The organism is Streptomyces sp. NBC_00335, from assembly GCF_036127095.1.
Classification (GTDB): Bacteria; Actinomycetota; Actinomycetes; order Streptomycetales; family Streptomycetaceae; genus Streptomyces.
The window spans coordinates 90,802-115,295 of sequence record NZ_CP108006.1 but is presented as its reverse complement, the minus strand read 5'-3'; the positions used below and the strand labels follow the sequence as shown (position 1 = coordinate 115,295).

Below are 24,494 nucleotides of genomic sequence, written 5' to 3'. Positions count from 1 at the left end.
ATGGCCAGAGAACTGCTCGTGGCAACCGCATGGGGCACCCTTCAGCATGCATACGGGAGCGCTGAGGACACCCCGCCGTACCTGTGCCGGCTCCTGAACGAGGATCCCGAGGTGCAGGCCGAGGCGCTGGGAATGCTCGATATGTCAGTGCTGCACCAGGGCTCCCTGTACAGCTCCACCCCGCCCGCCGCACTCTTCGTCGCACGGATCCTGCCCCACCCCCACACTATGGCCGAGCACGAGAGCTTCTTCCCCTGGGACGACCGGAACCGGCCCCTGCGGGCCGCACTTCTCGACTGGCTCGGTCAGATCGCCGACTCGGCCTCCTACGGCGAGGGCCCCGGCAGCGATGGCGAGTACGGGGGTGAGTGCGACGGCGAGGACGAAGACGAGCTCGAAGCGATCCGCGCATGCCGGAACATCCGATCCGAGCTCTACGACGCGGTCGAACCGTTCCTCGAGGATCCGCATCCGGCCACCCGAGAGGCAGCCCTCGGAACGGTCACGCACCTTCTGAAGGCACCCGAACTCGCCGAGTTCGTCCCCCGCGCCGCCCACCGCCTGCGTCGCGTTCTTGCATCAGACGGCAGCCGCCGAGAACGCTCCTCCGCCGTTCTGGCCATGGGTGCCTGGGGCCAGGACACCGCTGGCCTTCTCGATGATCCTGACCCAGCCGTACGTGCCTGTGCCGCTCTGGCCACCGGATGCGCGCGCATGCCCCGCGCCACCGCCGTCCTGCTCGAAGCCCTGCACAACCCGGCCGAGGCAGATCACTGGTTCCCCGACCCCCTCCCTCAGATCGACGGCTGGCTCCGCTTCACCCTCCTGCAGGCCGCCCTTGACCGCGTCGAGGCCTTCGAGGACCTAGCCCCGGCGGCCATGGCCCTGATACCGCTCGCCAGCGACTACTCCGTCGACCGCGACTGGGGTCCGCTGCTGGTCAAAGCCTTCCCCGTCGGCCACAGCCCTGGCCTGCAACTGTCAGCCGCGCAACGAGAGCTCCTGCAGGCCCTCACCGCCAATGACAACTGCTGGGGAAACATGGGCAACAAAATCCGCTGGCTCAGGGAAGCCGGCCTGCCAGAGCAGCGCGACGCCATCCGAGCCCTGCTCTGATTGGCCGACCTCACTTTGGACCGGAGTTCCGGCAGTGTCGAAGGCGCCGCACACCGCATCAAGAAGATCAAGAGGCAGCTCTACGGGCGGTCCGGGTCCGAGCTCCTAAGCAAGATGATCCTGCTTCAGTGACCCTCGGCACCCGACATCGGAGGGATCTTGAGGACCCGAATTCCGGTGCCCCGACAAGATCCCACCCTCACGGCTCTGCCGCAGACCCCGGCGTGCCTTCGCGCACGTTGCGGGGCTCTCAGTAGGTGTGTCCTGTGTGTGCGAGAGCCTGCTTCAGCAGTACGCCGTGGCCGCCGGGCATCTCGTCGTGCACGGCCAGGTCGGCGGCCTCCTGGGGACTGAACCAGACCAGGTTCAGCGCGTCCTGCCGGGGCCGGCAGTCACCGGCCACTGGCACGACGTAGGCCAGCGACACCGCGTGCTGGCGGGGGTCGTGATAGGCGGTGATGCCGGCGGTGGGGAAGTACTCGGCGACGGTGAAGGGCTGGAGGGATGCGGGGACACGGGGCAGAGCCACCGGCCCGAGGTCCTTCTCCAAATGGCGCAACAGCGCGTCACGGACCCGCTCGTGGTGCAGGACGCGTCCGGACACAAGGGTCCGGCTGACCGTTCCGTCCGGACCCATGCGCAGCAGCAGCCCGATACCGGTGACTTCGCCGCTATCGTCCACCCGCACTGGAACCGCTGTCACGTACAGGATCGGCATCTGGGTTCTGGCCACTTCAAGCTCATCCGTGGTCAGCCAGCCGGGCGTGGTTTCGGTCATGTCAGACATTGCTTGATCGTACTTTCCAGGTGCCGTAGCCGCAGGACCCACGGGCCGGTTCACACGGGCAGGTTCCCATTCCGGGTGCAGCTCGGGTCGATGTCGGGAGGATCTACGCGATGGAACGGGTGATCGTGAGGGGCGATGTCGGGTCGCGAGGCGTCCTGAGCTTCAGCAGGGCCACGGCGGGGACGCCGACGCCTCCGGAGCCCTGTCCGCCCAGGCTCGGAGGCGTGGAGCACCGGGCAGTTCGGGTACAGCCACATACTCGTACCCGCGCCCGCACCCGTACCAATACCCGTACCCGTACCCGGTGAGCCGTGACCCTGGAGCGGAGACGGGTGGGCTGCCCCCAAGGGAGCAGCCCCACCGTTTCGTGTCTGTTCGTCAGTCTTCGTGCCGGAGCCGTACGTCCCGCTCGGTGCGCCCGGCGCCCGCGACCTGCAGGACCGTCGCCACCGGCGGATAGCCGGCCCCGATGACCGTGTACTCGCCCGACGGCAGGTCGATGAACCGGAAGGTCCCGTCCGAACCGGTGGTCAGGGTGTCCACCACGTTGCCGGCCGCGTCGAGCAGGGTCACCCGGGCATCCTCGACCGGCCTTCCTGAGCCGGCGCGCACCGTGCCGCGCAGGACCGCGCCGCCTGCGAGCTCCACGTCCTGGCGGGTCTCGCGGGAGGCCTGCACGCTTACCGGCAGTGCGGCCGGCCGGAACGCCGGGGCGCTCGCGGCGAGGGTGTACTCGCCCGCCACCAGCTTGGACATGACGTACGTGCCCTCCCGGCCGGTCCGGGTGGAGGAGACCACCTCGCCCCGGACGTCGGTGAGGGTGACGGCCGCGTCGGGGACCGGGGTGCCGTCGGCCGTGACGACCGTACCGGCCAGCCGCCCGGCGCCGCCGAGCACCACGTCCAGCTCGACCGGCTGCTCTCCCACGGTCACACTGACTGCCTGCGGTTGATGACCGCCGGCCGCCGCGATCAGGACGTACGAACCGGGGCCGCGCACGCTCAGCGCGTAGCGTCCGTCGGCTCCGCTGGCGCCCCGGCCGACTTGATGGCCGCTCACGTCGATCAGGGTCAGGGCAGCGCTGGGGACCGTGCTGCCGTCGGGGTGCTGGACGGTTCCGCAGACCGGCAGTTCGCCCGGCCGGGAGGCGTCGGTCGAGTTCCGGGCGGCGGGGACCTCGCCGGGGAGCGACTGCGGGAGGGCCTCGGAGACCGAGTCGGCTGCGGGGGCGTTGTGGGACACCAGCGGTTTCTCCTTGAGGAAGCATGCGATGAGCAGGCCGAGGGCGAGCACCGGCACGAGGTAGAGGAAGATCCGCGGCATCGCCTCGGCGTAGGCCGCGATGTACGCGTCCCTGACGGCCGGAGGCAGGGAGTGCACCAGCTGCGGGGTGATGGAAGAGGAGGCCGGGAGCCCGGTGCCGACGGGCAGCCGGTCGGAGAGGGCGTCGGACAGCCGGCCGGCGAAGACGGTGCCGAAGACGGCGGCGCCGATGCTGCCGCCCATCTGCCGGAAGTAGTTGTTGGCGCTGGTGGCGGTGCCGAGGTCGGTGGGCCGCACCGAGTTCTGTACGGCGAGGACCAGCACCGGCAGCACCAGCCCGATGCCGACGCCGAGGACGGCCATCCACATGCTGTACGCGAGCTGGGTGGTGCCGGTCTCCAGCCGGGACAGCAGCCACATGCCGAAGGTGGACAGCGCCCCGCCGAGGACCGGGTAGACCTTGTAGCGGCCGGTCCTGGTGATCAGCTGGCCGGAGACGATGGAAGCGACGACGACCCCGCCCATCATCGGCAGCATCAGCAGCCCGGACTCGGTGGCGGTGGCGCCCTCGACCATCTGGAGGTAGGTCGGCAGATAACTGGCGGCGCCGAACAGCGCGATGCCGACGACAGCCCCGACCAGGGCGGTGACCGTGAAGACCGGGTCGCGGAACAGCCTCAGCGGGATGATGGGTTCGGCCGCGCGGTGCTCGGCGACCACGAAGAGCAGGGACGTTCCGGCAGCGCCGACGGCGAGCCCCAGGATCATCCGCGAGCCCCATGCGTACTCGGTGCCGCCCCAGCTGGTCAGCAGTACCAGGCAGGTCGAGGCCGCAGCGAGGAGTACGGCGCCGATCACGTCGAGCCGGGGCCGGACCGTGGGCTTGGGGAGCTTCAGCACGACGGCGATGACGGCCATGGTGATCAGCCCGAACGGGACGTTGATGTAGAAGCACCAGCGCCACGAAGCGTGGTCGGTGAAGAACCCGCCGAGCAATGGTCCGGCGACGGACGCGAGGCCGAAGGCTGCGCCGATCAGCCCCATGAAGCGGCCGCGCTGCCGGGGCGGCACGATGTCCGCAATGATCGCCTGCACACCGATCATGAGCCCGCCGGCGCCGATGCCCTGGACCGCGCGGAAAGCGATGAGCTCGTTCATGGTGCGCGACCAGCCGGCCAGCGCGGAACCGATGATGAAGACCACGATGGCGAACTGGAAGACGCTCTTGCGGCCGAAGAGGTCGCCCAGCTTGCCGTAGAGCGGCAGGCCGATGGTGGAGGTGAGCAGATAGGCCGTGATGGCCCACGACATCCGGTCCAGGCCATGGAGTTCCCCGACGATCTTCGGCAGCGCCGTGGCGACGATCATCTGTTCCAGCGCGGCGAGCAGCAGCGCCAGCATCAGCCCGAAGAACACCAGCCGGACACGGCGTGGGCTGAACTCCACTGGTACCGGACCTACTTCGGCGGTGCGCGGCGGCGGCCCGCTCGCGACGTCCCGGCCGGCCGGCTCGGGACGGCTCCTCTTCTCGAAGTGGACCGGACCCGGCCGCGGGGCGGCCTGCTCGTCCGTCACCAGAGTGATACCGCCCACGTACTGCTCCCCTCGTTGCCCCAGGCAATCGCACCTGCGGCCCTTTTCTCGCATTCGGCAACAACAGGAGCAAACGCGCGGATTGACGCCCCGGACCTGCCCGACGGGCATAAGAGCCGGTGAGAGGGGGTGCCGTGAACAATCGCCCGGTACGGAGAACCACCCGAACCGGTGAGGGCCCACACCGGCCCGTGACCGGGCCCTCGCGACCCGATCCCGGCCAACCGGCCACGCACCGGACACTCGCGCCGGACCCGCTGCCGCCACGACAGAGAGGAAGACGACGCCGCTGTCGAAGTTGGTGGAAGGAACACACCTGTTCCGCATGGGCATTGAGGACGAGGACTGCGTCATCGAGACGGCGAACCCGGCAGCCTTTCGGTCTTGGCGCCAGGCGGTTTCGTTGGTACCCCATCCGTGGAACTACAGATGGGGTACTTCGGCAGAGGCGTCAAGGGGGAGTGGTTCCGATGGCTGTCGGCTATGCGTCAACCGCGGTGCTGGCCGCGCTGATCACGGTGTTCTGCCTGGTGCGCATCCGCGGGCCGAAGCCGCTCTTCTTCTTCAGCTACCGGCTCGGTCTGGTCTTCAGCGAGATACCGCACATCGTCCTCTACGCGCTGACGGCCTCGACGGTGCTGGCCTTCGTGGAGGGCGACATTGCCACGGTTGCCGACTGGGCGGCGGTGGCTCTGGCTGCCCTTGCGGCCGTCGGTCTCGTGGTGGTCGCCCGCCGCGGGATACGGACGGCGCCGGTGGTCAGGCGGGCCCTGGACGAGGCGCTCGGCGCCGGAACCGCCACGCGCCGCAGGCCGCCCCTGGCGCGCATCTTGCTCAGGCCCGTGTTCCGCCGCCGCGGCGACGTCAAGCGGGTGGGCAACCTCGTTTACGGGGACGCGGGCCGCCGCAACCTCCTCGACGTCTACCATCACCGCTCGCGCCCCGAGGGCGGCCCCGTACTGATCCACTTCCATGGCGGCCACTACGACCAAGGCCGTAAGAACACCCAGTCACTGCCCCTGCTCTACCGGCTCGCGAGCCAGGGCTGGGTCTGCATCAGCGCCAACTACCGTCTGAGGCCGGCCTTCTCCCACCCGGACCATCTGATCGACTCGAAGAAGGTCATCGCCTGGGCCCGCGAGCACGCCAAGACGTACGGCGCGGACCCCGCGGCGGGCGTGTTCGTGTCGGGAAGTTCCGCGGGTGGGCACATGGCGGCGCTCGCCGCCCTCAGCCCCAACCAACCCGCCTATCAGCCCGGGTTCGAAGAGGCGGACACCTCGGTGACCGCCGCCATCGTTTTCAACGGCTATCTCGGGACGTACTTCGACGGGGATCCGGCGACCTCACCGGTGAACCTCGCCCGGGCGGACGCGCCACCGTTCCTCATCGCGCACGGCGACCTGGACGAGCTGGTGGAGACCGAGAACCCCAAGGCCCTCGTCACGGCCCTGCGCTCCGTCTCCACCTCACCGGTCGTGTACGTCGAACTCCCGGGCGGCCACCACGCCTTCGACCTCTTCCACTCCTTCCGTTTCGAGGCGCTCATCGACGGCATCGAGGAGTTCGCCGCGTGGGTACGGGCCGGGAGGACGGCGACCTAGGACCTGCCCGGCGGCGGATCATGGCCGGGGCCGCGACGTCTGGCGCGGCGCCTCGCCGCGTTGCCGAAACGTCCCGACAGCGTTCTCGCGGATACCGCGGGGGTCCGGGCGGAGAAGGACACGGCCGGCGACGTCGAGTCGACTGGCTGGTGTCCGTCGACTCGACGATCGTGCGAGCCCACCAGCACGCCATGGAGGGCTTCCGAGGGTGCTTCGGAGCGGTCACCATGGAGGTCCGTCGGCGATCCGAGGGGTGGGGATGAGCGAGGGTGGGGACGTTCTGGACGGGCAGTCGGAGCAGGTCGGACCCGCGCCGTGGCTGGCGCTGGCCTGTCTGGGCGGGTTGATTCTGGCCTACGTCGTGCTGACGAACTTCACCGGGGAGTTGCGGACGGCGTTGTGGGGCGAGCCCGGGACCGTGACCGCAACCGACTGCCGGACGTACGACAACACCGTGGCCAGTGCGGGTACGTCGAGGTTCTGCTCGGGTGCCTTCACCCCGGACGACGGCGGCTCGTCGTTCGTCGTCCCCGTCGACGGCGACCTCGATTCGCAACCGGTCCGTGCGTGGCTGGTGGACGGTACGTCCGGCACCGCGTACGTCTCACCAACGGTGTGGGCCGGGGTGCTCCCGGTGGGGCTGTCGCTCCTCCTGGGCGGTCTCCCGGCGGCGGTGACGGTGAAGCACGTGCGCCGCGTCCTCGTACAGCGCTCTAGAGAGCCCCTTCAAGGATCAGACCCAGAGCCGAGTGCGTGATCGACGACGAGCACGACGGGTACAGCGAGCACTTCACCGGGCTCAACATCGACAAGCCTGGCCTCTGGCTGGGGGAGCGGCCTGCGGCCGAGGGCCCGGCTCCCTCCGCGCGCTTTGTAGCGGCACTGGCCTGCGACCAGTCGTCCGCCATCTACGCCGCACTGCCCGCCAGGTAGCAAGCTCATCCGCCAACTGAAGCGCCCGGTCACTGTTCCGTCTCACCGAACTTTGATCTTCTACAAGCCCATGACCTCGTCCTGGGCAGCGGCGATCTCTTCCTCGGTGGACTCCATGACGTCCACATCCTCCAAGCGCGCCAGCAGGTCTACGAGGGCCTGCTTCTGAGCCGGGTGCGTGATCGGTACGGCATTGAGGTCGGTGCTCATCAGCCAGTCGAACAGCACGATCGCGTCGGGACGCCACATGCGGAGGTCTACGGTCGGCTTGGACCCCCAGGGGAAACCAATTTCCATCCGGGCATCATCCCAGATCGACGACGTGCGGATCGGCCGGGCCCTCTTGTCACGGCCAGTCGGGCCCCGAAGGGCGGCACCGGTCCGGCTGGCGCGTTCCCCGATGACACCACCTGCCGGCATCAAGGTTCGATGACAAGCGCTCAATGTTCGATGACACAGGGCAATCGCCACGCGTGTGGGTTAGCACTGTAGTTGGCCCGGATGGACAACTCCGATGCACAGATTCGGCCCGACGGTGACGCCGAGCGCAAGCTGGCCCGCTTGCTCGTGTCGAGCAGTGGAACGGTGCCTCGACCGTGGGCCCCGCTGCGGCGTCAAGGACTTAGCGCAGCAGAGGAGCACCGGGTGCCTGCCCGTCGGAGATTTCGATCAACCGGTCGAAGACTGTCTGACCCTCGCTGGTGCGCCCCGCCAGCGCCGGGTATCAGCTGCTGAGGTCGAGCATGCCCCACGCGGTGAACGGCTCGGCCTGGACGTAGATCCTGCTTCCTCGGCCGAGGGCCCGTCGGCGGCCCGGGGCGGTGCCATCGGGCAGGGTGAGCAGGCCGACGTCTGTTGGCTCGACCGATGTTTCGGTGAGTTTGCCGTGAGCGAGTCGGTCCTGCTCCTCGCCGTAGCCGCCGTAGAAGGCCACCTGATCTCTGTGAACAGCCACTGCCTTGGCGCCCCGCACCTGGTTCGTCCAGACCCTCACAGGCTGTTCGGGTCGGTTGGTGCGTATCTCAGCGAGCGGGAAGTCCGTGTAGGTGCACGCCCAGGCGGTGGTCCCCGACACGTTCAGGGCATAGCAGTCGAAGAGACCGGGGATGTCGGCACCATCCGACGTCCAAATGGGGTGGCCCGTAGTGCTCCAGCGGTGGATGCCGGACGGGTTCTCATCGAAGTGCCCGACCCAGATGAGGCCGGCCTCGTCCACGAGCAGGTGCTCGATTGCGTCTCCGACGGAGAAGGACGAGGTCTCCCGGCCCAGCGCGTCGAAGACCTGGACCTGGTTCCCGTCCTCGTACCGACGGGCGCGAGAGGCAGCGACGAGGAATCCGCCGTCGGGCAGGCGGTCCAGGCGCGGCCAGCGGGCCCGCACCGCGCTCAGCTCGGTGAGTTCGACGTCGCCGCCCGGATCAACGGACACGACCAGGGCATCGAAGGGCAGGACATCGCCGCCGGGTTGCGGAGCGTGTTCGGCGAGCAGCCAGTGGGCGACACCGAATACGTCGACGTTACTGGTCAGGACGTGGCGGTCGTGGTGCGCTCGGGGGAGATGAGCGTAGGGAGTGAGGGCGGTCTTCTGCACGGGCGGCCTCTCCTGGGCGGGCGGTCACGGCCATCGGGCGCTGCGATGAGCGGCGGGCGGCGGCGCGCGAGCGGGGCGCCTAGACGACATGGCCCTTTTCTGGTCGTCATGAGGTGATCATCGTCGACGTCGGACCTCGTGACAGACCCTTTCGCCCGCGCCGCCCCCTTCGACTGCGGATCGACGCGGCTGGCCGGCTTGTTGATGGCCCGTTCGACGCTGTTGCGCTTCTTGTAGCGGTCCTCGTCGAATCCCGGTGGTCGGCCGCCCTGTGCGCCTCTTCGCAGGCGGGCGGCCCGGCTGTCGGCCTTCTCCGGCATCGTGTGCGAGATGCCCCGGCGTCGCAGGTACTCCCTGCACGGCCGGTTGCTGTAGGCCTTGTCAGCGGCGACGCTGTCCGGCTTGTTGCGGGGCCTGCCCGGCCCGAGACGGGGAACGCGGATCTTCTCCAGCACCGGTCGGAACTGGGGGCTGTCACTCCGCTGGCCGGCGGTGATGAGCAGGGACAGCGGGCGGCAGCGACCGTCGGCGCTTAGGTGGATTTTGCTGGTGAAGCCGCCCCCGCGAGCGGCCCAGTCCCTCACTTGCTGCACCACCTCCGGCCACAACGACCATGACCCATCGGCAGGAACGGTCAGAGCCGTTTCCCGCTCGGCATCCGACAAGTCACCACGCTGATCCCGCCCCATACCCAGACCAACGAGCCAGGGGTGAGTCAGTCACATGATCGGCCGGGCAGGACCCGGCGGCTCGTCGGCGGGACATGACGATCTAGGGTGTGCCCGTGAAGCCCTTCCCACCAGTACAGATGCCGCCGAACGAACTCCGGCCCAGCCGTCGCTGGTACGCCACAGCGGGCGCGGTCGCCTTCGTGCTGATCGTGATGGGCGTGGCCATCGGTGTCTTCCGGTTCAACAACGCGATCGATGCGGTGGACACCGACCATCGGTTCGCCAACGGCGACATCGTCACCCTCCGGCTCGATCCGGGGAGTGAGACGACCATCTGGATCAGGGACGAGGAACTCGGCCCGTCCGCCAACCCGAAGTGCAGCATCACAGGGCCGGACGAACCCAGTCTCACCTATCCGGGAGTCGACGTGTTCCTCTCCCGGGAGGAGACCTGGAATCCGCTGTACGCCATCGACGTGCCACGAACGGGCGACTATCAGATCACCTGTTCGTCCCACGCGTCCTCCACGTACGCCATCGGGGACTCCGGAGGCCTTTTCGCGCTTGCGGGCTGGCTGATACTGGCCGTCTCCCTCCCCATCCTCGGAATCACCATCGGCGCGGTCATCGCCCTCGTCACCGCCTTCCGCCGCCGCCGCCATCGCAAGCAGCTGCTCGCCGAGCGCCACGACTCCGGTGGGGCAACCCCGCGCACGAGGCCGGGCCCCGGTACCCGGCCCACAGTGAATGCCACCTTGTGCCCCGAAAACGCTGACCCCACCACGTAGCACACGACTCACATCTGCCGTGACCTGGCCAAAGATCCGCCGGGCAGGCCCTAGTGCTGTGACCGCAGACGTTCACCGGCTATGGTGTCGGGGGCTCGGTTGGGCCTGAGTACTCTCGGCTCGTGGAACGTGGCGAGCAGTATGTGAGGTATCAGCAGGATCGGACCGTGCTGGCATCGATCGGGGCTCATCTTGATCCCCAGGTCAGTCGGGTCAGCGTGCGGTTGCCTCGGTCCGTGGCTGAGTCGGCAGTCGCTGCCTGGGATCGCGAGGAACCGGGTCGGATCGGCGAGGAGAGCCGCGAAGAGTACGAACTGCGTGACGATGCCGCCGAGCTGGCTTTCATCGGCCTGGCGATCTCCTCGCGCGGCGTGTGGGACGGCGAGGAGGTCGTCATCGACCTGGACGTCGTCCAGATCGCGGCGGCGTTGCAGGCCGCGCGGTAGATCAGGCTGCAGCAGCGGGGGACGGATCGCCCTCACCGCGTGAGCGGCATCTGTTCGGAGCGGTCCGGCCGGCCGGTCACCCTCGTGATCTGTGAGAGTGACCGGGTTCCGGCAGGTGGGTCCGTGGCTGCGCCCTCTGGTGTCAGGGCCTTGTCGTCGGTACTTCCGGTGCGAGTGAGTTGCCCGCGGGGATCCGGCCGCAGTCGGACGGGGGCGTCTTGCCCGCGAACCTGTCGCCCAGCCAGCTCAGGGCGGCGGGTGCCCACGGAACGGCGGCGCCGACATGGCTGAGCAGCTCGTACTGCTGGTACTTGATCGCGGTGTTGCCCTTGTCGCAGTACTGCCGGACCAGCGCGCGCACGTCTCCGGCAACCATGACCCCGTCACCCGTTCCGATGCCCGGGAGGTTGCTCAGGGTGCCCTCCAGGAAGCCTCCGTTGCCCTGGACGATGAACCCGGGAGCGCTGGGTGTGGCGGCCGAGCCGAGGTTGAGCTTGTTGACCGCCTCGACGAAGGGAGGAACCGAGTTCGGGTTCGCGTACTCCGGCTTCACCATCTTCTTCCAGGTCAGTCCCGGGTACTGGCCCAGCGCGTTGATGATCGACCCGTGTTCGAGCTCCTTGAACACCCGTCGACCGTAGTCGTTGAGGTAGGGCGCGAAGTCGATGTCGTAGGAACGCGCGGCCCCGATGACGGCCATGGGTGCGACGCCGGCCCAGATGGAACTGCCGCTGACGTACTTGAGGTTGTGCGCCGGATCGACGAGCAGACCGCCTTCCGCGTATCCGACCAGCCTTCTGTCCACGTCCGGCGCGTAGCCCGGCGCGAGTGCGGCCGCCCAGTGGGTGGCGATGGCTCCGCCCGAGTAGCCGGCCAGACCGATGCGGGTGTTGGAGTTCAGGCCCGTCTGCGGGGACTGGCTCGCGGCCCGGATCGAGTCCAGCGTGTTCGTTCCGTACTCCGGGCCGGCCGCGAAGTCGGCGTTCTGGCCCTCACTGTCCGGGATGATCACGTTGTAGCCCGAGAGCAGGAGCGGCACCAGAAGGAGGGACTCGCCGTTCGCGATCAGGCCGCCGAGCGAGACGTCGCCCGCGATGGCCCGGGAGGGGGAGTCCGCGGGGTTGAGGGAGTCGTAGAACGACTGGTACGAAACGGCCTTGCTGCCGTCTCCGTTGGGGCTGCGCACGATCGACGTGACCCCGGCGGACGGGCGGCCCTGCGCGTCGACGGTGCGGAACAGCAGCTGGATCGCCGTGACCGGAGTCGGGATGCCGAGGACGTGGTACTTCAGCGTCCGCGTTTTGAGCACGGCGCCCGGTGCGTACGAGGACAAGGGCGTGCTGCCGTCGTAGGTGTAGAAGGAGTCGCCCGCTGCGACCGTCGACGAGTCGGACGGAGCGGCCGCGGCCGCCGGAACAGCGGTGACGGCCAGAGCGGTGGCAACTGCGGCTGCCAGCTTCCCCATGGCGATGCGGTGCATGGTTCCCTCGGATTCGTCTCGTGGATCACCGGGCCAGGCGTGCGTTACCAGTGGTAACAGCGCTGTAAGTTACCAGCAGGTAAAAGGCTTGAACAGGCCTGTGGCACGGCTCTGCGCAACGCTTGCGGGATGTGCCGGTGAAGCCGTGTATGGCCGGACTGGGCGTGCACTCCGTAGGATGTAATCCATGAATCAAGTGAATGACCCTTACTGCTTGCGTGAAGGTGTGCCCTCCGTCGATGTCTTCCGCCGTCTGCGTGCCGATGCCGGTCTGTCGGACAAAGCCCCCGAGGCGGTCGCCCTCGGCCTGCCCAACACGTGGTACGGCGTCGTCCTCCACCACGAGGGCGAGCCCATCGGCATGGGGCGAATCATCGGTGACGGCGGTACCGCGTTCCAGATCGTCGACATCTGCGTGAACCCCGCCCACCAGGGACGCGGCCTCGGCAAGCGCATCATGACCGCGCTCACCGAGGAGTTGGAGCGTCGGGCACCCGCCACCGCCTATGTCTCGCTGATTGCGGACGGGCCCGCGCGCTTCCTCTATGAGAAGTTCGGCTTTGCCGATACCGCTGGGCATGACTCGATCGGCATGTACCGCTTGATGCAAGGGAGTTGATCATCCTGCTCTGAGCGCTGATCCGCCGGACGGGCCCCGGTTGGTCAGCCAGCGGGGTGGCCGCCGCCCACTCGCGATCGGCCCGGGCGTCCCGTACGTGGGCGGGCGGCGATCGGTGCGCTGATGCCGCTGGAGCCGCAGAATGCCGTGCGGGCGAGGTCCGTGATGAGGGGCCGGCCTGGCTTGAGGGCGGGCTGCGGGACGGTCACGCAGATCGGGGTGGCACACTCATCCGTGCTTCCCCCGTGGGGACGCGGAGGGGCCCGAGGGTGCGTGGCCCGGGGGAGTCGTACCTCCACTCGATCGAGTCAAAATCCGATGCAACCCACCCGTCCGCCTCGGCCCGCGGCCTAGCGTCAGGCCTGGATCAACCAGGTCGGCAGTGCTTGAGGGATGGCGCTGCTGAGGCTGCACTCGGACGAAGGGACCGGACTGCGATGGCGACAGCACTGGACGCGACGGCTGCACCGGAACTGGCAGTGCTGCGGGCGCTGGAGCGAGCGGGAAACCGGATGTTCCCGCGCTCCGAGCGGGCCAGACTCAAGGGTGTCCCGGCATGGGAGATCTACATCCACCTGCCGGCGGACCCCAGTCGCCTGGACGACCTGCTCACCGGTGCCTGGGATCTCCCCGCGGTAGCAGGATTTTCGGAAGGTCTCATCTCTGCTCTGGACGCCTACACCCGAACTCTGCTGGCCTCCGGCCATGCCTTCGACCGAGACGATCTGCACCGAGTCCTGGCGCGCCTCTGATAGCGCTCGTCGGGCCGGTTGCCTATGAGACGTCGGACTGGTCGAGACCCCTTCTTCGCGATGCTCGGCGCCTCCTCGCGAGCACCCGTGGGGTGCCCGCGCAGGCAGGCGGCCTTCTGGGACGAGCCTCCCGGAAGGCCGCCCGTGCTAGTGATCGTCTTCGCACGGGTGGTGTCCCCACTGGAGGGAACCGTGGGTGCGGTCGACCACGATCTCCCCGTGGTTGAGGGCGTACGGGGTCGCTGCCATGTCCGGATCGGCCTTGTCTCGGCCTGGTGCCAAAGCCGTTCGACCGACGGAGGGTCTTCTCGATACCGGTCGATACCGGTCGCTTGGCAGATGCCACACCCCAGTCGCAGAGCCACAGTGACAGCATCCGGGAGCTGGCCGAGCCGGTCGGCAAGAGCCCCACTGGCGTCCACAACGCCTTCCGCCTGGCCAAGGTGCCCGAACACCGTCTGACGATGGCCGTTGTCGACCGGCTGCTCTTCGAGCTCTTGGACACGTTGCTGCGTGATGTCGGCGTCTGCGCAGGCCGCGCAGTTCCCGACGGCGTACGGGCACGGTCGCGCGGCCGGTGAAAAACGCCCCCCGGGCACGCGCAGGGACCCGCCCGCGCCCCGGCGAGAGTTGGGCGGCGCTATCCGGCTATCCCGCAGGCGGCGCTGCGGTCGTCTTGCGGAGAACGCCTATCTTGTCGATGCGGTGCTCGGGATTGCCCTGGGCGTCGCTCCAGAAGTTGCCTTCGGCATGGTCTTCCGGGGTGGCGCAGGTCGAGATCGTGATCATGGCCTGGGTCGGGGCCACACCCGGCATTCCGGGGACCGCGGCGCGCTGCTCGCTGAGCGAGCGTTCGGACCGGAAGGACGTCTTGCGGCTCGCGATGATCTCGTACGTGTACACCACATCGCCGACGGTCACGAGCACCGAGTCGCCCTTCGCCACGGCGGGCAGGGCGCGCAGCGGGCCGCCCGCCGACAGGCGGTGCGCGGTGACCAGGAAGTTGCCCGCCTGGCCGGGCCCGACTCCGCCACGCTTCCCGTACGGGCTGGCCGCCAGACCCTTGTCCTGGATACGGGTGCCGGGCGCATCGTCGGTGGTGCCCTCGTACGGCATCACGCGCAGGCCGATGATGCCCACCGAGGGTATGGACAGGACGGAGGCCAAGGTCTGCACGGAGGCAACCGGCGGCGCGGAGGGCCGCGCGGCGGTGGCGGCGGCCGGCGCCGAAGCGGGTGCCGAAGCGGGTGCCGCTACCGTCGTCGGCGGTGCGGGAGCCGCCGCGCCGGCGGCAGCCTGAGTGGTGCTGCAGGCCGCCAGCAGGACGACCATGGCGCCGGCCGCCGCGGCGGATGCGGCTCGGGACGGGAACTGCAGGGGCATGGGCGTTTCCGTACTGGTCGGCGGGGCCGGCAGGGTCGGCGCGGTCGTCGGGGCAGGGGCGCGAGCCGGTTTGCCCGCCAGAGTGGCATACGGAGCAAGAGGTTCATAAGGGCTGGCCCTGTGACCTTCGCCCTCCCGGGGACGGGGCGGGGCGGGGCGGGGCGGGGCGGGGCGGAGCGGAGCGGGGCGCGGTGTGGACGGGGCAGGACGTGGTGACGGTGGTCAGGACGTGGTTGCCGTGAGGACGCCGATCTTGTCGATGCGGTGTTCGGGGTTGTTCTGCGCGTCCCGCCAGTGATTGCCTGCAGCATCGTCCTCGGGCGTGAGACAGGTGGTCACGGTGATCATCGCGCGGGTAGGGGCGGCGCCGGGGAAGCCGGGGACGGCGGCGCGCTGTGCGGCCATGGAGGACTGGGAGCGGAAGGAGGTCGTCCGGGTCGTGGTGATCGTGTACTCGTACGTGACGCCGCCGGAGGTCACGACGACGGACGCGCCCGTCGGCAGGGACGGCAGCGCCCGCAGCGGCCCGCCCGCCACGATGCGGTGTCCAGTGACGATGTAGTTGCCCACATCGCCGGGGCCGACGCCACCGGCGGGACCGTGCGGGCTGGCGGCCATGCCCCGGTCCTGGATTCGAGTGCCCGGCGAGTCGTCGGGGCTTCCGCGGTACGGCACGACGGGCAGCCCGGACACACCGATGGCCGGAATCGACAGTACGGCCGACTGCGGGAGTGGCACCGCGGCCGGCCCGGTCGCCGCCGCGGGCGTGCCGGGCGTCGTCAGGAGGAGGGCGAGGGCGGCGCTGGTGACCACCGCCGACACGGCATGGGACCCAAGGAAGGCGCGCTGGGGCATGGCGGTATCCCTGATCGGCCGGGCCGCCGCGGGGTCGAACAGGCCCGGTTGGCCCTTCCAGAGTCGCATTACGGGCCGGGTGCGGCAGGGTGACGCCCGACAGCGGAAGCCAGGAGGCGCAACAGGCCGGTTCCCACGGGCGGAACCGTGTCCCCGGAGATCATCATGGAGCCGCGGTCGCAGACCCCCCGAGGCCAGACGTCCGTATCACCACGGGGACCTGCGGGCGGCACTGATCGAGGCCACTTTCGAGGTCCTCGCCGAGTCCGGCCAGGCGGGCTTCTCGGTGGCCAAGGTCGCCAAGCGGCTCGGAGTGAGCTCCGGCGTCTGACGCGGAGCCGCCCGGTCCCGTTGTTCGACCCATCGGGCCACGAGACGGGCGCCCGGTGCGCCCATCGTGGGTGACTACCGGCCGGCTGGACCGGGCCCGCAGGGTGCCCGGTGGGCCCGGGACGCCGGCCGGCTGTCAGGTGCGGATTTCCTTGGCGACGAAGCGTCCTTCTCCGAGCGCGAAGACGAAGGTGACCTGCTGGTCGACGGAGAGGCCCCTGTACCCGCCTTCGAGGTCGGCTTCCTCGAAGTAGAGCGGTTCCTTGTGGCCCAGGGGGATGAGGAAGCCGTAGCCGGCCTGGCGGTTGTAGTGCTGGATGAACCCGGTGCAGCGCTGGGTCACAGTTCACCGTCTTTCACAGGGTCCAGAACGCCACCGGGCGTGGGCCGCGGGGATGTACCGCGTTCCGTGCCGGATCTGTGCGGACGGGCTGCGGCCCGCCGCGCCGCCGGCCCGGTGTGCGGCTGGTAGCGGGGAGCGGCGAGGGAGGGCACGTGTCGGGGCGGGGCCCAGGGGCGGGAATCCGTCCTGCCACGATGCTGTCCAGCAGGAAGTGAATCGTTTCCCCTTCTGGTATCGCCGCACCGTCTGCCCGATACACCCCAAACCATCCAGGGGAGTGGTCGGGCATCGCTACGGGCCCTGCGCGTAGCCCGGTCCGGTCCGTGAAGCCCGCACCGGCGGACGTATCCGCGGCGGCTCTCCGCCCCTCTTCGGTGGTTCAGTGCTGGGTGAGGTTGTTGGGGCGTTGGCGCAGGGTCTGCGAGGGCGTCTGGGCGTAGTGCTGCTTGTAGAGCGTGGCGAAGCGTCCGGGATGGGTGAAGCCCCAGTGGGTGGCGACTTCGGTGACGGTGGCGGGCGGTTCGGTGTTCAGGAGCTCCGCGTGGGCCGCTTTGAGGCGGAGATGGCGCAGGTAGGCGAGTGGTGTGGTGCCGCGGTGTTCACGGAAAGCGTTCTGCAGGGCTCGGGGGCCGACTCCGGCGATGGCGGCGAGCTCGGCGATGGTGAACGGGTGCGCGGGATCGGCCTCCATCGCGGTGATGGCCCGGGTCAGGGTGCGGGGGCTGAGCCGGGCGGTGGGGGCGTGTAGTTCCTCGCTGTACTGGTGGCGTGCTCCGTACAGCAGGGCCGTGACGATGGCGTCCCAGAGGCGGTCGGCGACGGGGCCTGGGTGCAGGAGTCCGGTGGGGCCGGTGAGTTCGGCCTCCAGGAGGGTCATCAGGTGTTCGGGGACCAGGCCTCGGCCGGCCCCGGCGTTGGCGGTGTTGTCGGTACGCAGGGGTTTGACGGGGTGTTCCAAGAGGCCGGCCAGGGTGCTTTCGAGGGCGGCCGGGTCGATGCCCAGGACGCAGAAGGTCGTGCCGGGGGCGTGGTGGATGGTGGTGTGCGCGTGGGGGCGTAGCAGGTACGGGCTGTCGTGGCAGGGGGCGGCGATGGCCTCTTGTCCGTGCTGGTGCAGGGAGAGCATGCCCTGGTGGGCGATGCCGGTGTAGTAGAGGCCGAGTGCTGAGGTGCCGAGGTTCAGGTCGCATGACATCTCGACGCGGGCGAGGTGTCCCGGGCCGGTGTCCAGTTCGCGGACGTCGATGTGGACCGGTTCGTGCCGTTCGAATCGCAGGGTCATGTTCTGGTGACCGAAGACCTGGTGCATCAGATCCTCGGCCTGATCGGGCCCGTCCGCCGTCAGGTGCCGGGGGGAGGGCGGGCCTGCGTCGGCATCGGCCGCGGGTGGGCCGGCGGGCAGGTTGTACGGATGCACGGTTGCTGGTCCTCGCTGCTCGGTTGCCGCCGGGCGCCGGCCGGTGGGGTTCAGCTGATCCGATCCTGCGGGCGCATGCGCGGGCGAGCAAGGGCACCCGGCAGGCGGGTGTACGTGCGGGTGGTACGCGCCTGCCGCCGGGTGGCGAGGCAGGACCTGACGAGGCAGGGCCCGACGAGGCTGGGTCCGCTACTCCGCGTGGTCGGTGACTGACGGTAATGATGTTGCCGTTCCACCTGGTGCGCAGAGTGTCCTGCGGGCTGCGTTCCATGGACAGGCTGTGACCCAGGGGCTCTCTGCGGGAGGCGGACGGCCCGTACGGTTGGGACGTAAGGCCCAAATGAGGTACTTGTCTGCTTTTTGGGTTGAATTGCCATGCGGTGGCCTCGGGGTGCGCCGATGGGCAGCACACCTGGAGGGAGCCGTCGTGTCCGTGCGCTGCATGTCCGTGACCGCCACCAGCACCGTCGCAGTCCTCTGCGTCACCGCGGTGGGAGGGGTCGCCCCGCCGGCTTCCGCGGTCAAGCCGGCGGCCGCCGCGCATCAGCGGGATGCGGCCTCGCACTCCATCGAGGTGATCTGTGCTGGTGGCACGAGGGCCGCAGGCGTCCCCATGCTTTCGCGCCACCCTGGTCAGGGTTCCCGGCCCCCAGGCCACTCCCGCCTTCACCACCCCCGCCTCCACCACCCCGACGGTGGGCGGACACCCCGTGGCACCGGCCGTATGGCCGAGGTGCGCGCCGGCCGGAACTGACCGGTGTCGGGCTCAGCCCGCCTTCTCACGCCCACCACCGGCGCCCTGCCTTTCGTTCCCCCGGGCGTCGCGGACAGCAAGGACCCCCGTTGAATTCGCACCACACCCCGCCCACCCGCCGACGACTCATTCGCCCCGTGGCCATGGTGAATGCCGCCGCTGTCACCGGATCATGTCTCCTCCAGGCCCGTACACCTGGCCGCGACGATGAGCCGCGTCGGTCCCGGGGGCGCGTGGCCAGGACCGTCCGCACGGCCTACGGCAGGCACGTGGGGCACCGACCTCTCAAGAGCGGAGCAGCGGCCACCGAACAGGGCCGCCTGGTCCTGACTCCCGCGGACTTCCGTGGTCTGCGCGCCCCGGCTGCGGGGACGGCACTCTTGGCAGGGGCGCCGCTGTGATCCGCAACGGCCTGGCCCAAGGTTCCGGTGCCAATACCTCCTCCCCTCGGCAGCCGCCGCGCCTGACAAGCGCGCCTACCGCGCACTCGCCGTGCCAGTCGAGAAGATGGCGCCATGCGACGGTTCCCGCTCCGAGCCCGGCTCTGGATGTCCTCTCGGTGAGCGGTGCCTCGCGGGGCCTGGACCCGAGGATGTTCGACGACACCGTCGCGGCGGTCGCCCTGCTGGCGGGCCCCCATCACCAGCTCCTGTACACCAACGCCGCCTGCACCAGGATGCTCGGTGCCCGGCGTCTGGGTGCGCCGGCCCGGGAGGCGTTCGCCGAGCCGGACGCGGCCCATTTCCTCACCGTCCTGGACGAGGTCCGCGCCACCGGGCGCCCCCGTCAGCTCACCGACTCCCGCGAGCCCGACCCCGGGGCCCCCGACCAGGCCCGGCACTTCGTCTACTCCTGCAGCCCCGTCACCACTCCCGCAGGTCCGGGGATCCTCGTCGTCACGATGGACACCACCGCCGAGACCCGCGCCCTGCAGCGCTACGAGGCGCTGGTGTCGGCCGTCACGCAGATGGTGTGGGTGATGCATCCGGACGGCGCCATGGACGAGATCGTCTCCGGCTGGGAGCAACTGACCGGCACACCGTGGCACCCCCGTGCTGACGAGAGCTGGTACGAGCGCATCCACCCCCGCGACCGCGAAGGCCTGCTCCGCGCTTGGCAGAGCGCCGCCGAGGAGGGAACCCCGAGCGTCTTCCAGGCCTCCTTCCGCGTACGGACAGCCGACGGCTCCTACCGGCACATGAGCACGCGGGGCGTCCCCGTCATGCGCGAGGGGCGGGTCGCCGAGTGGATCGCGGCGACCGCCGACATCGAGGCCACCTGGGGTGCCCGGCTGCGCGAACGCCTCCTCGCGCAGGTGGCAGCCGTCTCGGGAGCCAGCCTCGACGAGGCGTTCGCCGAGGTCGTCAACGTCGTCGTCCCCGAACTGGCCGATGCCTGCCTGATCCTGCTGCTGTCCCACGACCAGTGGCCGCTGCCCGACCACGCCCGCGTCACCGCCCGCCGGGTGGCTTCCGCGACCCGTCCGGGACTGCCCGCGCCGCCTGCCCTGCGCAACCAGCAGGTCGTGGTCTCCCCGGCCATCCGCGAAGTCCTCGATCAGCGCACCCCCCGCACCCTCCGCTTCCCCGCCGGCGGCCCCATTCCGGCGGGCCTGGTTCCGGCGGTCACCGAGCGATGGCTCGCCGCGGCCGGCGCGACCAGCCTGACCCTCATCCCCCTGATCGTCGACGACATCGTCCTCGGTTACGCCGCCACCAGCAGCAACGGCGACACCCCCGTGCCCGGCCCCGCCGAGACCGACCTGCTGCGCGAACTCCTCCACCACGCCCACCGGCCCATCCGAAAGGCCCTCGACCTCCAGCGTGCCCGCCGCACCGCCCTGAGCCTCCAGCGCGCCCACCTCACCGAGCCGCCGCCGGTGCGCGGCGCGGATCTCGCGGCTTGCTACCAGCCGGCCAGCTGCGTGAACGAGATCGGCGGGGACTGGTATGACGCCTTCACCCTCCCCGACGACACCCTTGTCCTGGACGTCGGCGACGTCGCCGGCCACGACATCGACGCGGCCACCGCCATGGGCCAGATGCGCAGCATGCTCCGCGCCCTGGCCTACACACAGGCAGCGGACCACGGCCCCGCGCACGTCCTGGCCCGCCTCGACGAGGTCGCCGAAGGCCTCGAAGCCGCCCCCCTCACCACCGCCATCCACGCCCACCTGCGCCGCCGCCCCGGAGGACAGTGGTCGATGACCTGGTCCAACGCCGGCCACCCGCCCCCGTTGCTGATCCCCGCCCACGGAGACCCCGCCTTCCTCACCGGCACCGGCGAAGACCCGCCCCTGTGCGTCGACCCAAAGGTCCCCCGCACCACCCACACCCACGACCTGACCCCGGGCGACACCCTCCTGCTGTACACCGACGGCCTCGTCGAAACCCCCACCGCCCCCCTCACCGACGGCCAGAACCGGCTCGCCCACGCGGCCTCCCGGCACCGCGACGAACCACTGGCCGCACTGCTGCGCCGGCTCCAAGAGGTCTCCGACCACCGCGACGACACGGCCATGATCGCCTTCCGCGTCCACGCGCTTCCGTAGCCCGACGGAATGAATGAATGCCGGTGCGCGGGTCTCTGAAATACGCGCACCTATCAACTCTTGGATTTCCCGAGAATCCCGTTCGGAGGGGCAAGGTCTTTTCCGGCATGCCGGGGGCCGCGGGAATTCTCGGGAGTCGGGATCGAAATCGACTGTGCAGGATAGCGCTCATGCCAAGTGGGCCGCGGCAGATGCCGGGTCACGCAAGGAGGTTCCGCATGCGCAAGGCTTGCGCCATATCAGCCATATCCGTCGCCGCCGGCCGCCACCTTCTCCGTCAACGCCAACAAGCCGGTGCCCTTGCCGACCTCGTCCCCGTCCGACAAGGCGGAGGCCCCTATCGTGTCGGTCACCTCCTCCCCGAAGGAAGCGGCGGGGTACAAGGCCGGTGAGAGGGGCGCGGTGGGGATACCGGCCGGGGTGAAGCTGTCGGAGTCGTCCCCAAATCACACGTCAGACGCGGTGCGCGCGCGAATGCGGTGCGCGGTCCGCAGTCCCTGCTTGGCGGCGGTTGCCACGAGGCCGCCGAGGGTGGTTCTGGCGAGGTCGTGGGCGGCGAGGTGCTCCAGTGCCGGCAGGGCCCGGTCGTCGGCGGTGGAGCCGAGAGCGCGGCAGGCCAGTGCTCGGAGGTCCGGGTCGGGATCGGCGGTGAGGGCGATCAGGTCGTGCACCACTGGCGGGCCGAAGGCAGCGATCGCTGAGGCGAGATGACTGGCCTTCGGGTTCCGGCGTTCCATCATGGCCTGCCAGAGCGCAGCGAGTGCCCGGTCGCCGCCGATTTGGCCGAGCGCCAGGGCGGCCCTGCTGCGTACCCAGCGGGTCTCGTCGTTCAGGCGGGCTGTCAGGGCGGGTACGGCGGTGTGTTCCTCAAGGAGGCCGAGCGCCTCGCAGGCACCCTCGCGGACCATCGGATCGGGATGCTCCAGCAGGGCTGTGATCAGCGGAACGGCCCGGCGGAAGCCGAGTTCGGCACAGGCGAGCGCCGACCACCGCACCCCGCGGTGCCCGGTGTCGGCGAGCGCGCGCAGAAGGCCCGGTTCGACGCTCGCGTCGCCGAACAGGGCGATCCGGTTGAGTGCCTTGGTCCAGACGGTGACATCCTGCGTCCGGTGGTCGGAGGCGACCTCGGACAGGGTCGCCCGGGCCTGCGGATGGTCGAGCTCGGCCCACTCCAGCAGGGCGTCGATCGCCCGCAGCCGGATCGTGCGGTTCCTGCTCAAGTCGGCGGCGTGGACGGTGACGAGGGATGTCGGCCCGTCCGGTGGGTGGCCGAGTGCGTCCCCGAGCGGGCCGGCGAGCGGCGGTTCGAGCTCGCCCAACCACAGGGCCAACGGGCCGATTCGGGTGCCGACGTCCGCGTCGTAGTGGCCGTCGCCCCGCAGGTTCGCGGCCAGCTTGGCGACCGTACGGAACAGCAGCCATGCGCGGTCCGATGGGGAATCAGCGAGGGCGTCGAATCGGCCGGACATCGCCGCGGTGACGGCGGTCGGCGGGCGACCGGTGGCCTCCAGGACCGCCTCCGCCCAGGCGAGCGGCTCGCCCTGGCGCTCGTAGAGCTGGCGACCCCACAGGCAGATGACGGCGTCACGGTGGTCGGTCATCTCAGGATCGTTCCAGCAGGGAACACCGATAGCCAACGGGTTTTCCTCGCGGTCGGGCGGGGTGCCAGATCATCTCGGCTTTACTCCGGCAGCTTTTTGTCACGAGCACCATCAACGGTCAGCGTCCTCCCGGGGCGTACTCCTGGATCATCAACACGTAGACCCAGCGCAGGCTGAGGCAAACTCCGGGGGAAGACGTGGAAGGTCTCGTCGAGGTCGTGCCCGGCCGCCGCCGCGTCGCACGCTTTGACCTCGGTCTGGAACAATCCGAAGTCTCTCCGCATCGGCTGAGTGAACTCCGTCGAGCACGAAGTGTGGACTCAATGCCGAACTTGTCCGGGCGATCATGGACGCGGACCGGCTGGCATGATGCCCAGGTGAGCATCATCGTGAAGTTCTTCGCCGCGCCGGACGACACGTCAGCGAGCCTGGCCCTCCAGACCGGGCCGGGGCGGGCATTCGAGTCGCTCTCCTTCGGTAACTTCGATTCCGAAGAGGCCGTCGTCGAGTGGGAGTGCCTTCTGGCCGGCGGCAGCTTCGAAGAACTCGTCGAGGCTGGTGAGCCTCGCATCGTGGCCGGCCAGGACACCGGCGGATGCGTCGTCTTCGCCATCTCGCCTCGTCTGTCCACTGCGCTCGCGGACGCCACGCACTCCCGGTTGAGTGACGTCGCCGCCTCGTGGACTCAGCTGCGTGCGGAGGACGGCGAGGTGATCGACGCTGAGATCGCCGACGCGATCGTGGGTGATCTGGCTGCTCTCGTCAGCAGCGCCAGGCGCCAGAACCACAGCGTCTACTGCTGGGTCGCGTAGGAGCGCGCGTTCGGAGCCGGATCGCGATGGCCGCGGCGGTGGCGAGGAAGACGTAGCCGCGCTTGTCGTATCGAGTCGCGACCGCTCGGGACTGTGTCAGGCGGTTGATCGCCCGCTCGAAGGTGTTGCGCTGCTTATAGCGGTCCTCGCCGAAGCCGGGCGGCCGTCCACCGCGTGAGCCTTTGCGCAGGTGGGCTACCTGACTGTCGGTCTTCCCCGGGATCGTGTGGCGGATTGCCCGCCGCCGCAGGTACTCGCGGACGCGGACGCGGCCGTTGCCGTAGGCCCTGTCGGCCGCAAGGCTGTCTGGCTTCTTGCGTGGTCGTCCCAGGCCCGGTCTGGGCATTCGGGTCTTATCCGGGACCGCCTTGAACTGGGTGCAGTTCGCTCACTGACCTGGAGTGACGACCAGAGACAGCGGACGGCAGCGGCCGTCCGCCCTCAGGTGGAGCTTGCCGGTGAACCCGCCCCGCGAGCGGCCCAGACCCTCACCTCCGGCACCACCTCCCCAGGCGGGCGACGGGACTCTGCCACGGCGTCTCGGCCTGGTGTTCCATCCTTGCGGCCCCCTTTGATTCCGGGGCCGAAGGGGGACGGTGCGGGCGCCGGCGGCATGCTGATGCTCACGGACGCCGGTGGAGCGTTCACAGACGGTCTTCCACGGCTCCATGCCCTCGACGAGCTGCAGCCCCCCGCCATGCCTCAACAGTCGGCGCCGTGATCGGCCGGACAAGTCCTAGCCGGCCCTGTACGCCAAGGCCCGGGCATCGGGTGGCGCCCGGACGAGGTGAGCGGCCGGTACTGC

General features: G+C 69.7%; 21 protein-coding genes and 1 pseudogene. 11 read left to right on the top strand and 11 right to left on the bottom strand.

Annotation, left to right across the window (positions count from 1 at the left end; all coding sequences use genetic code 11):
- Positions 1-1,116 (top strand): HEAT repeat domain-containing protein, encoded by a 1,116-nt coding sequence (locus OHA37_RS00565; protein WP_266914842.1) that lies wholly within the window; start codon positions 1-3, stop codon positions 1,114-1,116.
- Between the two features lie 250 nt (positions 1,117-1,366).
- Here the strand turns inward: OHA37_RS00565 and OHA37_RS00560 are convergent, their stop codons facing one another.
- Positions 1,367-1,894, bottom strand: coding sequence for an NUDIX hydrolase family protein (locus tag OHA37_RS00560; RefSeq protein WP_266914920.1), 528 nt, complete (start codon positions 1,892-1,894; stop codon positions 1,367-1,369).
- Between the two features lie 387 nt (positions 1,895-2,281).
- Complete coding sequence (locus OHA37_RS00555) at positions 2,282-4,759, bottom strand: MFS transporter (protein ID WP_266914840.1); 2,478 nt, start codon at positions 4,757-4,759, stop codon at positions 2,282-2,284.
- Positions 4,760-5,229: 470 nt separating this feature from the next.
- Here OHA37_RS00555 and OHA37_RS00550 point away from each other — a divergent pair, with 470 nt between their 5' ends.
- From OHA37_RS00550 to OHA37_RS00540, 3 genes are all read left to right on the top strand, one after another.
- On the top strand, positions 5,230-6,363 hold the full coding sequence (locus OHA37_RS00550; RefSeq protein WP_266914838.1) for an alpha/beta hydrolase: 1,134 nt from the start codon (positions 5,230-5,232) through the stop codon (positions 6,361-6,363).
- Between the two features lie 259 nt (positions 6,364-6,622).
- On the top strand, positions 6,623-7,120 hold the full coding sequence (locus tag OHA37_RS00545) for a hypothetical protein (RefSeq protein WP_266914836.1): 498 nt from the start codon (positions 6,623-6,625) through the stop codon (positions 7,118-7,120).
- Positions 7,117-7,296: a hypothetical protein gene (locus OHA37_RS00540; protein WP_266914834.1), complete on the top strand. Its 180-nt coding sequence runs from the start codon at positions 7,117-7,119 to the stop codon at positions 7,294-7,296. Before OHA37_RS00545 ends, OHA37_RS00540 begins: the two co-directional genes overlap by 4 nt.
- Positions 7,297-7,356: 60 nt before the next feature.
- Here OHA37_RS00540 and OHA37_RS00535 read toward each other — a convergent pair whose 3' ends face one another.
- The 3 genes and pseudogenes from OHA37_RS00535 to OHA37_RS00525 all read right to left on the bottom strand — a co-directional run.
- The gene (locus OHA37_RS00535) at positions 7,357-7,593 is read right to left on the bottom strand and encodes a hypothetical protein (RefSeq protein ID WP_266914832.1); all 237 of its coding nucleotides are present in this window, start codon (positions 7,591-7,593) and stop codon (positions 7,357-7,359) included.
- Positions 7,594-8,020: 427 nt separating this feature from the next.
- Entirely contained in the window at positions 8,021-8,887 is an 867-nt protein-coding gene (locus OHA37_RS00530; RefSeq protein ID WP_266914830.1) for a hypothetical protein, read from the bottom strand.
- A gap of 197 nt (positions 8,888-9,084) precedes the next feature.
- Positions 9,085-9,463, bottom strand: a pseudogene (locus tag OHA37_RS00525) (transposase); the annotation flags it as partial.
- Between the two features lie 208 nt (positions 9,464-9,671).
- On the opposite strand from OHA37_RS00525, the gene OHA37_RS00520 reads away from it, so the two are divergent.
- Both OHA37_RS00520 and OHA37_RS00515 read left to right on the top strand, forming a co-directional pair.
- Positions 9,672-10,346, top strand: a complete 675-nt coding sequence (locus tag OHA37_RS00520) for a hypothetical protein (protein WP_266914828.1) — start codon at positions 9,672-9,674, stop codon at positions 10,344-10,346.
- A 122-nt stretch (positions 10,347-10,468) separates the two neighbouring features.
- Complete coding sequence (locus OHA37_RS00515) at positions 10,469-10,792, top strand: hypothetical protein (RefSeq protein WP_266914826.1); 324 nt, start codon at positions 10,469-10,471, stop codon at positions 10,790-10,792.
- Positions 10,793-10,934: 142 nt separating this feature from the next.
- On the opposite strand, the gene OHA37_RS00510 is transcribed toward OHA37_RS00515, so the two are convergent.
- Positions 10,935-12,272 carry a lipase family protein gene (locus tag OHA37_RS00510; RefSeq protein ID WP_266914824.1) on the bottom strand — a complete coding sequence of 446 codons (1,338 nt, stop codon included), beginning with the start codon at positions 12,270-12,272 and terminating at the stop codon, positions 10,935-10,937.
- Between the two features lie 187 nt (positions 12,273-12,459).
- Here OHA37_RS00510 and OHA37_RS00505 point away from each other — a divergent pair, with 187 nt between their 5' ends.
- The 3 genes from OHA37_RS00505 to OHA37_RS00495 all read left to right on the top strand — a co-directional run bounded on the left by OHA37_RS00505 (position 12,460) and on the right by OHA37_RS00495 (position 14,224).
- On the top strand, positions 12,460-12,891 hold the full coding sequence (locus OHA37_RS00505; protein WP_266914822.1) for a GNAT family N-acetyltransferase: 432 nt from the start codon (positions 12,460-12,462) through the stop codon (positions 12,889-12,891).
- 437 nt (positions 12,892-13,328) lie between these two features.
- Entirely contained in the window at positions 13,329-13,643 is a 315-nt protein-coding gene (locus OHA37_RS00500) for a hypothetical protein (RefSeq protein WP_266914820.1), read from the top strand.
- A 332-nt stretch (positions 13,644-13,975) separates the two neighbouring features.
- The gene (locus OHA37_RS00495; protein WP_266914818.1) at positions 13,976-14,224 is read left to right on the top strand and encodes a hypothetical protein; all 249 of its coding nucleotides are present in this window, start codon (positions 13,976-13,978) and stop codon (positions 14,222-14,224) included.
- Between the two features lie 67 nt (positions 14,225-14,291).
- On the opposite strand, the gene OHA37_RS00490 is transcribed toward OHA37_RS00495, so the two are convergent.
- The 4 genes from OHA37_RS00490 to OHA37_RS00475 all read right to left on the bottom strand — a co-directional run bounded on the left by OHA37_RS00490 (position 14,292) and on the right by OHA37_RS00475 (position 17,971).
- Positions 14,292-15,026, bottom strand: coding sequence for a class E sortase (locus tag OHA37_RS00490; protein WP_266914816.1), 735 nt, complete (start codon positions 15,024-15,026; stop codon positions 14,292-14,294).
- Between the two features lie 222 nt (positions 15,027-15,248).
- Positions 15,249-15,881 carry a sortase domain-containing protein gene (locus OHA37_RS00485; protein WP_266914814.1) on the bottom strand — a complete coding sequence of 211 codons (633 nt, stop codon included), beginning with the start codon at positions 15,879-15,881 and terminating at the stop codon, positions 15,249-15,251.
- Between the two features lie 466 nt (positions 15,882-16,347).
- Positions 16,348-16,554 carry a cold shock domain-containing protein gene (locus OHA37_RS00480; protein WP_266914812.1) on the bottom strand — a complete coding sequence of 69 codons (207 nt, stop codon included), beginning with the start codon at positions 16,552-16,554 and terminating at the stop codon, positions 16,348-16,350.
- 379 nt (positions 16,555-16,933) lie between these two features.
- Positions 16,934-17,971: a helix-turn-helix transcriptional regulator gene (locus tag OHA37_RS00475; protein WP_266914810.1), complete on the bottom strand. Its 1,038-nt coding sequence runs from the start codon at positions 17,969-17,971 to the stop codon at positions 16,934-16,936.
- Positions 17,972-19,317: 1,346 nt separating this feature from the next.
- On the opposite strand from OHA37_RS00475, the gene OHA37_RS00470 reads away from it, so the two are divergent.
- Positions 19,318-21,276, top strand: coding sequence for a SpoIIE family protein phosphatase (locus OHA37_RS00470; protein ID WP_266914808.1), 1,959 nt, complete (start codon positions 19,318-19,320; stop codon positions 21,274-21,276).
- 446 nt (positions 21,277-21,722) lie between these two features.
- On the opposite strand, the gene OHA37_RS00465 is transcribed toward OHA37_RS00470, so the two are convergent.
- Positions 21,723-22,877: a HEAT repeat domain-containing protein gene (locus tag OHA37_RS00465; protein ID WP_266914806.1), complete on the bottom strand. Its 1,155-nt coding sequence runs from the start codon at positions 22,875-22,877 to the stop codon at positions 21,723-21,725.
- 377 nt (positions 22,878-23,254) lie between these two features.
- Here OHA37_RS00465 and OHA37_RS00460 point away from each other — a divergent pair, with 377 nt between their 5' ends.
- The gene (locus OHA37_RS00460; RefSeq protein WP_266914804.1) at positions 23,255-23,689 is read left to right on the top strand and encodes a hypothetical protein; all 435 of its coding nucleotides are present in this window, start codon (positions 23,255-23,257) and stop codon (positions 23,687-23,689) included.
- The last annotated feature ends 805 nt before the right edge of the window (positions 23,690-24,494 follow it).

Bases quoted from the DNA above. Each gene is read 5' to 3' on its own strand.
- OHA37_RS00565 (WP_266914842.1), top strand. From the start codon at position 1: ATGGCCAGAGAACTGCTCGTGGCAACCGCATGGGGCACCCTTCAGCAT.
- OHA37_RS00560 (WP_266914920.1), bottom strand. From the start codon at position 1,894: ATGACCGAAACCACGCCCGGCTGGCTGACCACGGATGAGCTTGAAGTG.
- OHA37_RS00550 (WP_266914838.1), top strand. From the start codon at position 5,230: ATGGCTGTCGGCTATGCGTCAACCGCGGTGCTGGCCGCGCTGATCACG.
- OHA37_RS00545 (WP_266914836.1), top strand. From the start codon at position 6,623: ATGAGCGAGGGTGGGGACGTTCTGGACGGGCAGTCGGAGCAGGTCGGA.
- OHA37_RS00535 (WP_266914832.1), bottom strand. From the start codon at position 7,593: ATGGAAATTGGTTTCCCCTGGGGGTCCAAGCCGACCGTAGACCTCCGC.
- OHA37_RS00510 (WP_266914824.1), bottom strand. From the start codon at position 12,272: ATGCACCGCATCGCCATGGGGAAGCTGGCAGCCGCAGTTGCCACCGCT.
- OHA37_RS00505 (WP_266914822.1), top strand. From the start codon at position 12,460: ATGAATCAAGTGAATGACCCTTACTGCTTGCGTGAAGGTGTGCCCTCC.
- OHA37_RS00500 (WP_266914820.1), top strand. From the start codon at position 13,329: ATGGCGACAGCACTGGACGCGACGGCTGCACCGGAACTGGCAGTGCTG.
- OHA37_RS00490 (WP_266914816.1), bottom strand. From the start codon at position 15,026: ATGCCCCTGCAGTTCCCGTCCCGAGCCGCATCCGCCGCGGCGGCCGGC.
- OHA37_RS00485 (WP_266914814.1), bottom strand. From the start codon at position 15,881: ATGCCCCAGCGCGCCTTCCTTGGGTCCCATGCCGTGTCGGCGGTGGTC.
- OHA37_RS00470 (WP_266914808.1), top strand. From the start codon at position 19,318: ATGTTCGACGACACCGTCGCGGCGGTCGCCCTGCTGGCGGGCCCCCAT.
- OHA37_RS00465 (WP_266914806.1), bottom strand. From the start codon at position 22,877: ATGACCGACCACCGTGACGCCGTCATCTGCCTGTGGGGTCGCCAGCTC.